Raw genomic sequence first — 15,626 nt, 5'->3', positions numbered from 1 at the left:
GTCATCCTTCCCTCGTTTCAAAAAGCTCTAGTATTGATGCTAGTTTTTGTTTCGTATTCTTAAGCTCCGCTAGTGATATGTTAGAAGTCATCATTTCTAGCGAACTATTCATATAATTATCCCACTGAAGGAAAAGCTGTTTTTTCATCAAATCAATAATCTCAGCCCATTGCTCAGAATAGGATGAAACCATAACCTGTTTACTTGCTTCAAGATATTGTTTTATAAACGGTTTAAAGACACGATAAATCTCATCTTTCATCAATTCTTTTTCATTCTTCTCGAAGAAGGACTTCGTATTTTTAAATGTCGCCAATGCACGCTCGAATTCTTGCACATCGATATCTGAAAACGCCTCTAAATAGGTTGGTGTAACTAGTTCCTTTATTTCTATATTCGGAAGAATAAAGCTGTCATCAATCTCTTTACCCGTTTTACGAATTGTTGCAAAAACTTCCTTCGCTAATTTTTCGACAAGTGATTCGATTCGTAATGAAACTGCTTGTAATTCACGAATAAGTTCCTGCCCACAATAGGTTATTAGATTTTGTAGGCTGTCCCATAATTGCATTTTAGCAAACTTGCCTGTTTCTGTAATCGTTGTCGGATTAAACATTTCTTTAAACATGTCGTGAAATCGAATTCCGATACGCTCGAGCACATAATAGAGCTGTTTTTCTATTTTTTGATTGATTTTATTGGTATCTGGGTTTATATTTATATGTTTCATTTCATGCTGTAATCGGTCTTTCTTTGCAAGCATAGACTGTTTCCATGCTGCCTTTTCACTTTGGTCCAGCTTCTGTGATTCTATATAGTGATTTAATTGCTGGTATGCTCGCTTCATATCCCATAGTGCTGATGCTACTGTTAAATGTGTCAAGTCATCATGAATAAAATGATAGAAAGCCGCTTCAAAATGATTCATTTTCTCATTTAGTTGGATATGCGCTTGCTTTTCTTGAAGTGATTGACGACTAGATACTGGATATAGTCTAGGGAATCGTATTCCGAGCTTAAGTAATTGCTCTTTAACGTAAGAACAAACGACTTGGAGCTCTTGTTCATCCTTTGCTAGATCAGCTGCATTTACAATAAAAAACATTTTGTCAAGCTGAAATACCTCTTTTACTCTGCCGAGCTGCATCAGAAAATCCTTATCGGCACGGTTTAAAGCATGGTTATAATAGGTAACATAAAGAATCGCATCTGCATGCTTAATATAATCAAATGCTACATTAGTATGACGTGCATTGACAGAATCAGCACCAGGAGTATCCACTAGACTAATGCCCTGTCTCGTTAGTTCACAATCATAATAAAGATCAATGGATTCTAGATAACATGCCTTCGATTCATCGGTCACGTAAATCGGAAATTCGTCTATAGATAAAGTAAGCTTTTCTCCAATCGTTGATTGTATGTCGTTAAAGCCTGTTAGCATTGCCTTTAAATAGGATTGATACGTATTGCTTAAAAGTTCGTTATTAAACAGTTCTTCTGCTCTTATCCACTCAAGAAGTTCTTCCAGCTTGGTAGCTTTAGGTGAAAACTTTTTCGTGATAGAATGGATATCTTTAATTAATGACGCTTCATCCTTCACCTTCACTAATACTGTACCATGCTTATACGTATCCGTCACTGGATTAATTCGATTTACTGTTGCAGTTGTAGGATTTGGAGATACGGGTAGTACTTGTTCACCTATCAGGGCATTTGCAAAGGAAGATTTACCAGCACTAAATGCTCCAAATAAAGCAATTGTATAAGATCTATGTTGTAAACGTTGCTTTTTTTGCTGCAAGTCATTAACTAGGGAATCAAAGCCTGGTAATCCTTGAATTGCTGCCGATGATTGGGATAATGCCTGAATCATTGTATCCATAGAATCCATGGATTTATTCATTCCAGTATTTTCATTATCTGCCTTTTCTTCTTCTCTCTCAGGTTTTTGTTCACAAATTTCCAATAACGGCTTTTTCCCTCGCTTTATTCGTTGCTCTTTCATCAGAAGCCTATCTTCAATCTCTTTAACAGCACATTCCGATTTATGATCTGCTTTCAATAAATGATGGACTGCCATTTTTTTCTTTTCAAGCTCTTCTTCGATTATTACATAGTTTGCCACTATGCTTTGGGTTTCTTTCAGTTCATTTAGTTGCTTATTACAAGCATTAATTGTCTCCGTATTATGCTGATGGAGATGTGTCTCCATTGTATTCCATAATTGATTTGCTTGTTGCTTGTATTTTCGCTTTATTTCTCCTGAAAGATCATTGGTATAATTAATTACATAATCTCCGTTTATTGTAGCTCCTTGTTTAATAAGATTAACGAGATCCTTATAAGTTAGAGAAATGGAGAAATGTTGCAATTGTTCCTGTAAATCCGTATCTTCGATCTGGTAACGCTGTAATAACTCGCTCCACTTGTCACGTAATTTCCACTGCAATGACGCACTTTCGACTTTTTCTAAATTGGACAGAAAATCTGTTGCTCGCTGTTGTCGTGCTTCTTCGGTTTTTTTCTTTGAGCCAATAAGGCCAATTTTAAAATGGCTTTGTTGTGATTCCAAAAATAATTTAGCAGAATCACGTAGATTCGCTGGCATGAGATATGCATTCTTCAGTGTTTGATGTAATTCATCAAAAAAATCACGTTTTACATGTTCAATATTTTGTTGGAGATTCGTAATTTTCTGCTCTATCTGTTTTATTTTTTTAACTTCTTGTTGATGCTCAGGTGGCACGCGGTACGGTGCTAGTTTTTCTTCATATTGCAATTCAAGAAACGTCTCATGTTCTTTGACGAGTACGTGAGCAGCATGATTATGCTGCAGTAATTCACCTTTCTTTATAGTCAATAAAGAATGGAGTGTATGCTTTATATCCTCAAACTGATTATTTTGTGCAGTTGATTCTACGAGAGAGGAATAGAATATAGCGATTGGTTGAATGTCCCATAAATCAAACGTTTGTTTAATGCTTGTTTCAAATGACTGAAATGATAATTCGTTTTCATCATGTTTATCTATCTGATTAATGATGACATAGAACGGTATAGATTTCTCATGTAATCCTGCTAAAAATTGAAGATTCACTTCAGATTGTACATGGTTATAATCCATCACATAAAATAGGACATCAATTAAATGAAGCGATGATTCTGTCATTAGTCTATCTGCATCATCTGCCGCGTCGATACCTGGCGTGTCAATTAAGGCGGTTCCGTTCGGCAAAAGCTGCTCAGATGTACTTATTTCAATTTTTTTAATCTTATCTTTATCCATGGAATATTGCTTGATTAATTCCATGTCAAAGGGCTCTTGATACTCCTCTGGTGCATCATGATGAAAATGTAGCCGTACTGTCCCATTACCGGATTCTATTTTTACAATATTTGCACTTGTTGGTATGGGGCTTTTGGGTAAAATATCCTGTTTTAATAACGCATTTATCATCGATGATTTTCCAGCAGAAAAGTGACCAGCAAAGCAGATCATTAATTCTTGTTTTTTGAATTTATCGTAGAGCTCTAAAATTTTCTCGGCATGGTGTACATCTTTATGTTCAATCATTTTTTGATATATAGCTGCTAGCTGATACAAACTACGTTGTGTCGCATCTATTGTCTTCAAACTACTCATTTCCTTTCACGCTTCCCTTATCCATATACTAGCGTCTATTATACGAGATAAGCATCTATATTTCTACTTCCTATAAGGAATTATCCTTTGTTTTCTCAACTAATCGTGACGCTATATATCGTATGACATCTCCCCGGCTAATGACTCCTATGACAATCTGTTCGTCTGTTACAACGGGAATTTTCTTAAATGCATGCGCAGAAAATATTTTAACAGCTTCTTCCAAGTCTGATTCAGGGTGTACCGTAATAATTTGTTTTTTACGCATAAGTTCGGTAACAGGTTTTGATAATGCAGCATCAATATTTTGCTGGAGATTTTGAATCTTGTCAATCATTACGTGGGCATATAAATCATATACTGTCCTCCCTCTTGGCTGCAGATATCGTATGACATCTCCGTCAGTAATCATACCTAAAAGCTTGCCAGCTGTATCTATTACAGGTGCACCACCTATTTTATTAACAGTCAATAGCTGTAATAATTCTTTCATAGTGGTATCTGGTGTAACATAGATCACATCTTTTATCATAAAGTCTTTTACCTGCATCGTAAGTACCTCCATTAAGTCGATAATCTCTTTACTGTTATTAACTTTTACAGAATAATTATACTTATTAAAAATAGCTACCCACTGTCGAGTCAGTAAGTAACTATTTTTAATAAGTATGTTAATATAGCTGGCGATAGTTACCACCATAAAAAATGACCGGTTCCCCCTCATTAGACTTTATTTCTGTTACCTCAGCTATAAAGATTAAGTGATCTCCAGCCTTAGCCGTTTCCTTTACATGACAAGCCATCGTTGCTAATGATCCTTCTATGACTGGAACATCTCCCTGCTGTATAAATGGTACTTCTCTGTCTTTTGCTTTTTGTCTGGCAAATATTTTTGATAAATCCTTTTGCTCATCAGTTAAAATACTAATTCCAAATTGCATCGTTTCCTGAAGCTTTTTATACATACTAGCTTTTTCATCAATCGAAACAGCTATTAATTTAGGATCTAAAGATACAGACATAAAAGCATTTACTGTCATGCCTACTATTTCTTCATGATAATTGGTGGATATAATTGTTATACCTGTTGCAAATTGCCCCATTACATCTCGAAAAAGTCGCTCATCCACTATACGTCCTCCCCCTTTTCTCGATTTCAGTTCCTTTTAGAATATCATCTAAACGGATAAAATTGAAAAAAGACGCTTTAAGTTTACATAATAATATTACAATAAACTCATTTCCATGATTATGTTAGTATATGCTTGAGGTAAGTCATTTGACACAGATATTCGAAAACTAAGATTAGAAGTTTTGTTGGTTAACAAAAGCATGCTTGTTTCTCATGTTCCAAGAGATATAGCGAAAACATTCAAGCAATCTATAAAAATGACAGAGAGCATCAGTCTCTCTGTCTTGATAATCTATTATACTGGATATACACCGTGTTTTCTCTCGGTAAAGGTAACGTTCTTCGAATCATAGATAGAATAACGTTTAATCAATTCTTCTCTTAATTGCTCTGGTTCAATAACCGCATCAATTACCATCTCTGAAGCAAGTCGATATATATCAATATTTTCCTTATATTCTTCTTGTTTTTCTTTGATAAATTGTGGTCGTTCCGCTTCTGGTAGCTCTTGGATTTTATTTGCATAAACCGCATTAACTGCTGCTTCTGGACCCATAACAGCTATTTGCGCGGTAGGTAGTGCTAAACAACAGTCTGGTTCAAATCCAGGCCCAGCCATTGCATATAAACCCGCTCCATATGCTTTTCGAACAATAACGGAGATTTTCGGGACGGTTGCTTCACTCATTGCTGCGAGCATCTTTGCTCCATGTCGTATAATTCCTGCTCGTTCTACTTTTGTTCCAATCATAAATCCAGGTACATCAACTAAGAATAATAATGGTATATTAAAAGCATCACAAAGCTGCATAAACTTAGCCGCCTTGTCCGCAGAATCAGGAAAGAGCACGCCACCTTTCATTCGTGGCTGATTCGCGATAATGCCAATCGATTTTCCTTGCATTCTAGCAAGACCAGTAATTATTTCTGGAGCAAACTTTTTCTTGATTTCACAGAAGCTATCCTCATCAATAATGTGCGTTATTAAATCATGCATATTGAAAGGAGCATTCTGATTTTCTGGAATCAAATCTGTAATACGCTTCTCTAACTTTTTGCTGTCTTTGGGAGTTTTGACATTTGGCTTTTTTCTAAAATTAGCAGGAAAATAATTCAAGTATTTTTGTGTGTATTCGATTGCCTCTTGCTCGCTTTTAACTAATACATCACCAACGCCAGAAACGGAGCAATGCATGTTTGCTCCACCCATTTCTTCAAGGGTTACCTTTTCTCCAATGACTTTTTCTGCCATTCGTGGCGACCCTAGGTACATGGAAGCATTCCCATCAACCATAATGACAATATCACAGAATGCGGGGATATACGCTCCTCCTGCAGCAGATGGTCCAAATAATAAACAGACCTGTGGTACACGGCCAGATAACTTTATTTGATTATGAAAAATCCTTCCAGCTCCTCTTCTGCCTGGAAACATTTCTACTTGATCTGTTATTCTCGCACCAGCAGAGTCAACTAGATAAATCATCGGAACCTCTAATTTTTCTGCCGTTTCTTGAATACGTAGTATTTTCTCAACCGTTCGCTTCCCCCATGAACCAGCTTTAACTGTAGAATCATTTGCCATCACACATACCGATTGACCATTAATCTTACCGATACCAGTAACAACGCCATCTGAAGGAAGTGATCCATCCATACAATTGGCGAAAAAAGCATCCTCGATGTCTATATCTTGATCAAATAATCGCTTTAGTCTTTCCCTAACAAACAATTTGCCATGTTGTTCATTTTTTTGATGATATTTTGCTTGACCACCTTTTTCAATTTTATTAACTCTTTCTTGAAACTCTTCCAAATACGACATTTTGTAGCCTCCTGGTTTTAGTTTCCTTTGTAATTTGGAGTTCGTTTTTCACGAAATGCTTGTAAACCTTCTAATCTATCATGCGTGGGTATGGTTTGCTGATAAGCAAGGTTTTCCAGCATTAATCCTGTTGTAATATCCGTTTGTACACCCTTATTGATCGCTGTTTTGGCTTGTTTTAGAGCAATTGGTCCGTTTTTAGAGATGGCCCTTGCCAGTTGAAGTGCAGAATTCATAAGTTCGCTTGATTTTACTACCTCTTCAACTAGTCCTATTGCTAATGCTTCGTTCGCGTTTATACGCTGAGCACTGTAGATTAATCGTTTTGCTTGTCCGATACCAATTAATCGAGGCAGTCGCTGTGTTCCGCCTGCCCCCGGGATAATCGCCAACGATGTTTCTGTGAGTCCCATATTTACATGGTTAGCGGCAATTCGAATATCCGATGCTAATGCCAGTTCTAAACCACCACCAAAGGCAACGCCATTAATCGCGGAAATAACAGGCATGGACATATTCTCAACCATTGTGACTGTTTTTCCTATATATTCCACAGCATGAATGACTTCCTGATTAGACATTCCTGATCTTTCCTTCAGATCTGCACCTGCACAGAAGGCTTTTTGACCAGCTCCGGTAATTACTGTACAAGTGACTGTTGGATCTTGTTCTATGGTATGGACGGTGGCTTGCAGTTCTTGCAATAACTTTTTCGACATTGCATTCGCTGCTTCTGGTCGATTTAGAGTCACCATAGCTACTCCGTTATTGATGTCTAAGTTGACTAGACTAGTACTCACTGAAATCCCCCCCTACGAATAATTTTTCAGATGCTATCACGGAATTATTATTCGATGATAGCAATAATATCCCCTTCATTAACAAAATCTCCTTCGGCTACTTTCATTTCCTTTATCGTGCCTGAAGACTCTGCAATAATAGGTATTTCCATTTTCATAGATTCTAGGATTACAACATCCTGTCCTTCTTCAACCGCTTCTCCGTGTGTCGCTGTAATTTTCCATACACTACCTGCCATTGATGCTTTTAATTCCATTATTTATTCCTCCTATTTTTTATTCAATTGAGTTAAATAGTTTGTTTCTACAAAATTTGTTGTTGTATTTCCTGATCTAAATGCTTGATGCTTCGTTATTGAAAGAAGCATGGGGAGATTTGTTTTAATCCCTTCAATCTTATATTCTTGAAGAGCTGTTTGAAGTAATGAAATTGCTTCGTTTCTCGTTTGACCATGTACAATTAATTTTCCAATCATCGGGTCGTAAAATGGTGTGACATCATAATTGTTACAAACCGTGATTTCATTTCTTATTTTTTCTCCTTCTGGAGGTTCAAACCTATGAATATGCCCCGGTGAAGGGAAGAAAGTAATTGGATCTTCTGCATAGATGCGTGCCTCAATTGCATGCCCGTTTAAGTGGAGATCAGCTTGTTTTATATCTAACGCTTCTCCATTAGCAATTTGAATCTGTTTCTCTACAATATCAATACCGGTTATTTCTTCTGTTATTGGGTGTTCTACTTGAATACGTGTGTTCATTTCTAAAAAGTAGAAGTTTTCTTGTTCATCTACTAAAAATTCAATGGTCCCAGCATTTGTATAACCTAATGTCTTAACCGCTTGAATGGCTTTATCTCCCATGTTTTTTCTTGTCTTTTCGGAAATAAACGGGGAAGGGGCTTCTTCAATAACCTTTTGATTTCTTCGTTGAATCGAACATTCTCGCTCAAACAGATGAACAGCATTACCATAATGATCTGCCAGTACTTGAATTTCAATGTGTCTAGCATTTTCTACCTTTTTTTCTATAAACATAGAGCCATCCCCAAAAAAATTCAGAGCACGTTTAGAATTGTTTTCAATGGCCTTTGAAAGCTCTTCCTTCGAGTGAACCATCTGCATCCCGATACCACCACCACCAGCGGATGCTTTCAGCATGATTGGATAACCGATAGCTTCTGCAATGGATGCTGCTTCTTCCGCAGAAGCTACCGCTCCTTCGGTGCCCGGTACTACAGGTACACCAGCTTGCTGCATCATGGTTCTTGCTGCTATTTTACTACCCATTTGACGAATAACCTTGCTCTTTGGGCCAATAAAGATGATATCCTCCGATTCGCATTTTTCAGCAAATATATCACTTTCACTCAAGAAACCGTAACCAGGGTGAATGGCATCTGCTTTGCATTCTTTTGCAACTGAAATAATTTTTTCGATATTTAAATAGCTCTCGTTAACTCTAGGTGGTCCTATTAAGTAGCTCTCATTAGCCATTTGTACATAAGGAGCATCTTTATCTGCTTCTGAATAGATACTAACAGCTTGTATATTTAGCTGTTTGCAAGTTCGGATTACTCTTGCCGCAATTTCCCCACGATTAGCAATAACTATTTTGTTTATCATACGGTTCCCCCTATCGTTGTAATTGTTGTAAAGCTAACTCTTTAAGCTTATATTTTTGAATTTTTCCACTTGCAGTCATCGGATACTCCTGGACAAACTCAATATATCTTGGGATTTTATGTTTCGATATTTTCCCATAACAAAATTTTTGTATGTCCTTTGCTGTGTGTACTTTACCTTCTTGCAAGATAATCCAAGCCATAATTTCTTCCCCATACTTTTGGTCTGGAACACCAACGACTTGTACATCAAGTACATCGGGATGCTGATATAAAAATTCTTCTATTTCTCTCGGATAAATGTTTTCACCACCACGAATAATCATATCCTTCATTCTTCCGGTGATTTCTAAATAACCGTTATGATGGATAACGGTTATTTAGAAATCACCTGTATGTAACCATCCGTGTTCATCTATAACTTCATTTGTTGCAGCCGTATTATTATAATAGCCTTTCATGACATGATAGCCTCTTGTTAGTAACTCACCTGGTACGCCAATTTCTTGATCATCATCTGTTCCTGGTATAATTACTCTAACTTCTACATTTGGGTGTGGCTTTCCTACGGTACTTACGCGTAATTCAATAGGATCGTCTGTTTTCGTTTGTGTAATTACTGGGGAGGACTCTGTCTGTCCATAAGCAATTGTTATTTCTTTTGCACCCATCTTTTCCATTACATTTGTCATCACTTCCATTGGACAGGTAGACCCTGCCATTATGCCAGTTCTTAGACTAGATAAATTATATTGCTTGAAGTTTGGGTGATTTAATTCAGAAATAAACATCGTTGGCACGCCATGAAGTGCCGTACATCTTTCGCTAGAAACAGCGGATAAGACTTTCTCAGGATGGAATTGTTCTAATAAAACCATTGTTGTTCCTTTTGATACAGCAGCTAATACTCCTAATACACAGCCAAAGCAGTGAAAAAAAGGAACAGGAATACAAAGTCTATCTTCAGACGTCAGTTCCATACAATCAGCAATCTGCTTTCCGTTATTGACAATATTATAATGTGTTAGCATGACACCTTTAGGGAATCCAGTTGTGCCAGATGTGTACTGCATATTAATAACATCATTAACTTGTAGACTTTCTTTCCGTTCAAGTAGCATTTGCTCACTAATGATGTTTCCATATTGCATTACTTCATTCCAGTTGTAAGCAAATGAATACGTGTTCTCACCAATAACGATTATATTTTTAAGATTTGGTAAGGATTTTGATTGAAGCATACCTTTTTCAGCCATTTCTAGCTCTGGACAAATCTTTTTAAGTATATCGATATAAGATGTGCCTTTATAACTTTCCGCGAGAATTAGCGTTGTCGATTCTGACTGTTCTAGTAAATAGTGAAGCTCGGATGCTTGATAACTGGTATTTACAGTAACTAATACTGCACCCATCTTTCCGGTTGCAAATTGAGTTGTCAGCCACTCAGGCTTATTATCTGCCCAAATCGCTACATTTTCTCCTTTTTCAATACCTAATGCTATAAATCCCTTTGCTGCTTCATTCACCATTTCATTGAATGCTTTGTAGCTTTTTCTCAAGTGTAGTTCTGGATAAATAACGGCTTCATGATCAGGATATAATTCTACTTGCTTTTCTAAAAGCTCTCCAACAGTAAAATTTAAAAGTGTCATGGACGTTTTCCTCCCCCTACTAAACTAGCAACCTAATTGTCTAGCGATAACTAAACGTTGAATTTCTGAAGTACCTTCTCCAATTTCAAGTAGTTTTGCATCCCTTAGGTAGCGTTCTACTTCATACTCACGCATATATCCATACCCACCATGAATTTGAATGGCTTGATTCGCTGCACGAGATGCTGTTTCGGATGCAAAAAGCTTTGCATAGGCTGCTTCTTTACTAAATGGCTTATCATTATCCTTTAACCAAGCTGCTTTATGAACCATGTTTCGTGAAAGCTCTACTTCCATTGCCATATCAGCTAATTTAAATTGGATAGATTGGAAATTAGAAATAGATTGGCCGAATTGTTTTCTTTCCTTTGCATAGTTTAATGCTTTTTCTAAAGAAGCTTGAGCAATACCTACTCCAAGTGCAGCTATTGAAATTCTTCCACCATCTAATGTATAGAGGAATTGCTTAAATCCTTTTTTCGGATCACCCAGTAGATTTTCCTTTGGAACACGTACTTGGTCAAGTACGATTTCCGCTGTATCGGATCCGCGTACACCCATCTTGTCATAATTGCTAGTAATTTTAACTCCTTTTGTATCTGTTGGAACGATAATCGCTGAGATAATATTTTTTCCTTTCTCATTTTTACCTGTGACAGCGGTTACAATTAATGTTTTAGCAAAACTAGCGTTAGTTATAAAGCACTTCTCTCCATTAATAATATATTCATCGCCCTCTAATTTAGCAGTTGTTTTTGTTCCACCTGCATCTGATCCGGCATTAGGCTCTGTTAATCCGAATGAACCAAGTGCTTTTCCTTGAGCTAAAGGAGTTAGGAACGCTTTCTTTTGTTTTTCTGTTCCGAAATAGTAAAGGGGACTTGCTCCCAATGAAACTGCAGCAGCATAGCTTAATCCTGTACTACCACAAACACGGCCAATTTCTTCTACAGCTAAAGCGTACGATAATGTGTCACCACCGGAACCACCGTACTCCTCAGGGAAAGGAATGCCGAGTATGCCAAGCTCTCCAAGCTGATCGAAGATATCAATAGGGAATTTTGCCTCCTTATCAATTTCGATTGCTCTAGGTTGAATCACATTTTCCGCAAAATCCTTTACCATTTTTTTAATCATTAATTGTTCCTTTGATAATTCAAAATTCATGTTTTCCTCCTATCCCATGCTGAAAGACCGACTGGTTGGTCTGTTCAAAGCATTATACATGTAATTATTACATATTATCGTCTATCAACGCTTCATATGCATCATCGTGTATATTTCCGTGATCTAAGACAGCATGTAAAATGAGATCTACAAAAATGTCACTGATTTCATTAATACTCTTCGCACCACCTTGCTTATACCATTTATATGTCCAGTTTACCATCCCTAATATTGCCATTCCTGTAATTTCAACCGGTAATGCCTGACGAAATTCACCAGTTTGCTTACCTTCATAAATGACTTGAAATATGAGCTGTTTAAACTGGTCACGCTTTGCTTTGATTAAAGACTCATACTCAGGTTTTAAATATACTGTTTCCTGATAAAACACGGAAATATGTGGCTTATAAATATCAAAAACCTTAACAAAATCCTTAATAATTACGCTTAGCTTCTCTGTCGGTGAATGATACATTTCATTGGCACGGATGGCTTTATCAAGTACATAAGATATAAACGTATCATGGATTAAGTATAGTAGCTCATCTTTAGAAGAGAAGTGATGATAAAATCCACCCTTAGAAGTACCTACATCAGCGACAATTTGATTCACTGTTACTCCGTGATATCCATACTTTTCGAAATGTAGCAATGAAGATTGAATTATTTTTTCACGTAATTCCGTTCTAAATCCCTCCTCTTCATTAGATATTTTAACACTATCATATTTATCTGAAAATATAAAGTCTTGGCAAGAAATGCAAAGCGTTAGTTGAATAAAAAGGTATTTATAAATAAACCCAAACCACCAGTGGGAACTAGTAGCCTGCTCTGCGGCTAAAGGTTTTTATTACCGTTTTCAGCCTTCAATGTCCGCTGAAAGGGTTTCCTGTCTGCATCAAAGATCTCTTACTTTTCCTGTAAATGGATCAAAAGTCACTACAATATATACGCGTGTGCTATAAAAATACAATAGGAATTTAGAGAAAAGGTTCGTATCCACTGCGGTTCAGAAACGATTATTTTAAAATTGCTTTATAAAGAATGGAATAGATGAGCGTATCTCCAGTAATACTTGCAGATTCCGTGTGTACTACGTACAATTCCATGCAAAATAGTGAGTCTAAGTACGGGTTGAATACTTAATTGTATGCTATTTTTGTTCTCAAAGTGAGGGATAATAATTTCGACCCTTTGTTTTAAAGTAGGCTAGCAGAGACAGGGAGACTTCTCTGCCATTAAAAAAATGACAGGCAACCTTCTTGGCTTACCTGTCATATGAATAGCTAGAAAATATTACTACATTATGCTTTATTTGTATCTTCAAATGGTTTCTGATAATGAGCCTGCTTCCATGCTTCTACTACCTCACCATGCGTGTCAGCATCAATAATAAATGAACCATTACTGTATCGATCACTATTGGAAAGTTCTAGTGGAAATATACTGTGTGTCGTACCGTCACTTGTTTGGAAGTCTAGAGTATCATCTTCATTAATAAGGAAAAATCCTCTAATTCGATGAGGTTTACTCTTCAGCTCACGAAGCATCAATAACCCACGCTTCGCACGTGTCGATTTTTCAAACTCTTGCAATCTCATACGTTTGCATGCCCCTCTTTGTGTTAGAACCACCAGAGATGGATCAGAGAGATCATCAAATACCTGTCCGTTAACAACGTATTCATCTTTTTTCAGTTGAATTGCTTTAACACCAGCGGCTCGTTGCCCCACTATCGATATATCTGCTTCATGATACCAGAGGCCGTAACCTTTATTAGATGCTATGAATACATCTGTATGACCATTTGTTTTGTGGACATTCACTACTTCATCATCAGCTTTTAGGTTTAGGGCAATTAAAGCCTTCGAGTATCGCTGAGCGTCATATAACTGTAATGGACTCCTTTTAACCATGCCGTTTTTTGTGAAAAACAATAGGAAGTTATCCTCTTTAAAATCACGAACAGGTATGCATTCAATAATACGTTCATCCTTATCGATGGAAACTATATTAGATATATGCTGTCCAATATCCTTCCAACGTATATCTGGAAGTTCGTGAACAGGTAAATATAAATACTTTCCTTTATTCGTAAAGACGAGAACTTTATCCGTCGTATTTAATTCGATTAAACCAACAATATGGTCATCTTCTTTCATTGCAAAATCTTCGCCATTTGATGCACTATACGAACGAAGGCTAGTTCGCTTTACATAACCATCTCTGGTAACAGATACAAGAACATCTTCACTAGCGACCATAACCTCGATATCAATCTTTAATTCCTCTATCTCATTTTCAACAATTGTTTTTCTAGGAGTTGCAAATGTTTTTTTGATTTTTCTCAAGTCTTTTTTGATCGTTTGAAGCAGCTTTTTCTCGCTCTGTAATATATGCTCTAGTTCCTTAATTTTTTCTCGAAGTGTTTCAGCTTCTTGCTGAAGTGTAGTGATGTCAGTGTTTGTTAAGCGATAGAGCTGAAGCATTACAATAGCTTCTGCTTGTGCTTCTGTAAATCCATAGTTTGCGATTAATCGTTGTTTAGCGTCTTGCTTATCCTTAGATGATCGAATAGTTGCGATAACTTCATCAAGGATGGATATAGCTTTCATTAGCCCCTCTACGATATGTGCACGGTCCTTGGCCTTCGTTAAATCAAATACTGTTTGTCTAGTTACAACTTCCTTTTGATGTCTAATGTAGGCATCAAGCATTTCATTTAATGAAAGGAGCTTAGGGGTTTTGTCTTGAATGGCAACCATATTAAAGTGATAAGTAACCTGTAAATCTGTATTTTTGAACAGATAATTAAGAACACCTTCACTATTTACATCCTTTTTTAGTTCGACGACTACCCTTAACCCGGTACGATCTGTCTCATCACGGACTTCGGCAATTCCCTCTACCTTCCGATCGATTCTCAATTCATCAATTTTTTTAACCATGTTGGCTTTATTTACTTCATACGGTATTTCATCAATGACTATTTGCTGACGATTGCCACGTACCTCTTCTACTTTTGTTTTACCACGAACTACTATTTTGCCGCGCCCTGTTTCATACGCCTTTTTTATGCCCTCCACACCTTGAATGATTCCTCCAGTAGGAAAATCGGGACCTTTAATAACTTCCATTAATTCTTCTGTAGTGACTGCAGGCTTATCAATTTTTAATATAACTGCATCAAGCACTTCTTCTAAATTATGTGGAGGTATATCCGTAGCGTAACCTGAGGATATTCCTGTTGAACCATTAACTAGTAAATTCGGGAACTTTGCAGGAAGGACCACAGGCTCCATAATGGTATCATCAAAGTTTGGAATAAAATCAACCGTATCCCTATCAATATCACGTAATAACTCAGAAGCGATACTTGATAATCTAGCTTCTGTATAACGCATTGCAGCAGGTGGATCGCCATCGATACTACCATTATTTCCGTGCATTTCTACTAAGACATTCCTTACCTTCCATTCTTGACTAAGACGAACCATCGCTTCGTATACAGAGGAATCACCATGTGGATGATAATTCCCAATTACGGTACCAACGGTTTTTGCTGATTTACGAAAATTTTTATCATGCGTGTTTTTCTCTTCATGCATAGCATAAAGAATTCTTCTTTGAACAGGTTTCAACCCATCTCTTGCATCAGGTAATGCTCTGTCTTGAATAATATATTTACTATACCTTCCAAATCTGTCTCCAATTACTTCTTCTAACGGAAGGTCTAAATACGTTTCTGGTTGTGACAAACCAACCCCCCCTTATGGTTAT

At 36.9% G+C, this 15,626-nt stretch carries 10 protein-coding genes and 1 pseudogene; all 11 read right to left on the bottom strand.

Going from position 1 to position 15,626, the window contains the following annotated elements; all coding sequences use genetic code 11:
- Window position 1: 1 nt before the first annotated feature.
- Entirely contained in the window at window positions 2-3,646 is a 3,645-nt protein-coding gene (locus ABDZ84_RS03035) for a dynamin family protein (protein ID WP_343779986.1), read from the bottom strand.
- Window positions 3,647-3,716: 70 nt separating this feature from the next.
- Window positions 3,717-4,196 (bottom strand): CBS domain-containing protein, encoded by a 480-nt coding sequence (locus ABDZ84_RS03030; RefSeq protein ID WP_321132384.1) that lies wholly within the window; start codon window positions 4,194-4,196, stop codon window positions 3,717-3,719.
- Between the two features lie 121 nt (window positions 4,197-4,317).
- Window positions 4,318-4,776 carry a flavin reductase family protein gene (locus tag ABDZ84_RS03025; protein WP_026683177.1) on the bottom strand — a complete coding sequence of 153 codons (459 nt, stop codon included), beginning with the start codon at window positions 4,774-4,776 and terminating at the stop codon, window positions 4,318-4,320.
- A gap of 297 nt (window positions 4,777-5,073) precedes the next feature.
- Window positions 5,074-6,603: an acyl-CoA carboxylase subunit beta gene (locus ABDZ84_RS03020; RefSeq protein ID WP_026683176.1), complete on the bottom strand. Its 1,530-nt coding sequence runs from the start codon at window positions 6,601-6,603 to the stop codon at window positions 5,074-5,076.
- 17 nt (window positions 6,604-6,620) lie between these two features.
- On the bottom strand, window positions 6,621-7,403 hold the full coding sequence (locus ABDZ84_RS03015) for an enoyl-CoA hydratase (protein ID WP_034679972.1): 783 nt from the start codon (window positions 7,401-7,403) through the stop codon (window positions 6,621-6,623).
- A gap of 47 nt (window positions 7,404-7,450) precedes the next feature.
- Window positions 7,451-7,660 carry an acetyl-CoA carboxylase biotin carboxyl carrier protein subunit gene (locus ABDZ84_RS03010; protein WP_034679970.1) on the bottom strand — a complete coding sequence of 70 codons (210 nt, stop codon included), beginning with the start codon at window positions 7,658-7,660 and terminating at the stop codon, window positions 7,451-7,453.
- Window positions 7,661-7,672: 12 nt separating this feature from the next.
- Entirely contained in the window at window positions 7,673-9,028 is a 1,356-nt protein-coding gene (locus ABDZ84_RS03005; RefSeq protein ID WP_343779979.1) for an acetyl-CoA carboxylase biotin carboxylase subunit, read from the bottom strand.
- Between the two features lie 10 nt (window positions 9,029-9,038).
- Window positions 9,039-10,679 (bottom strand): annotated as a pseudogene (locus ABDZ84_RS03000) (AMP-binding protein).
- 24 nt (window positions 10,680-10,703) lie between these two features.
- On the bottom strand, window positions 10,704-11,846 hold the full coding sequence (locus tag ABDZ84_RS02995) for an acyl-CoA dehydrogenase family protein (RefSeq protein WP_343779976.1): 1,143 nt from the start codon (window positions 11,844-11,846) through the stop codon (window positions 10,704-10,706).
- Window positions 11,847-11,913: 67 nt separating this feature from the next.
- Window positions 11,914-12,558 (bottom strand): TetR/AcrR family transcriptional regulator, encoded by a 645-nt coding sequence (locus ABDZ84_RS02990; protein ID WP_026683170.1) that lies wholly within the window; start codon window positions 12,556-12,558, stop codon window positions 11,914-11,916.
- A 592-nt stretch (window positions 12,559-13,150) separates the two neighbouring features.
- The gene (gene parC, locus ABDZ84_RS02985; RefSeq protein ID WP_166530307.1) at window positions 13,151-15,604 is read right to left on the bottom strand and encodes a DNA topoisomerase IV subunit A; all 2,454 of its coding nucleotides are present in this window, start codon (window positions 15,602-15,604) and stop codon (window positions 13,151-13,153) included.
- Window positions 15,605-15,626 lie beyond the last annotated feature (22 nt).

Source organism: Virgibacillus salarius, assembly GCF_039521925.1.
GTDB lineage: Bacteria > Bacillota > Bacilli > Bacillales > Amphibacillaceae > Virgibacillus > Virgibacillus salarius.
This window is presented reverse-complemented; position numbering and strand designations above follow the sequence as displayed.

Bases quoted from the DNA above. Each gene is read 5' to 3' on its own strand.
- ABDZ84_RS03010 (WP_034679970.1), bottom strand. From the start codon at position 7,660: ATGGAATTAAAAGCATCAATGGCAGGTAGTGTATGGAAAATTACAGCG.
- ABDZ84_RS03005 (WP_343779979.1), bottom strand. From the start codon at position 9,028: ATGATAAACAAAATAGTTATTGCTAATCGTGGGGAAATTGCGGCAAGA.
- ABDZ84_RS03035 (WP_343779986.1), bottom strand. From the start codon at position 3,646: ATGAGTAGTTTGAAGACAATAGATGCGACACAACGTAGTTTGTATCAG.
- ABDZ84_RS02995 (WP_343779976.1), bottom strand. From the start codon at position 11,846: ATGAATTTTGAATTATCAAAGGAACAATTAATGATTAAAAAAATGGTA.
- ABDZ84_RS03030 (WP_321132384.1), bottom strand. From the start codon at position 4,196: ATGCAGGTAAAAGACTTTATGATAAAAGATGTGATCTATGTTACACCA.
- ABDZ84_RS03020 (WP_026683176.1), bottom strand. From the start codon at position 6,603: ATGTCGTATTTGGAAGAGTTTCAAGAAAGAGTTAATAAAATTGAAAAA.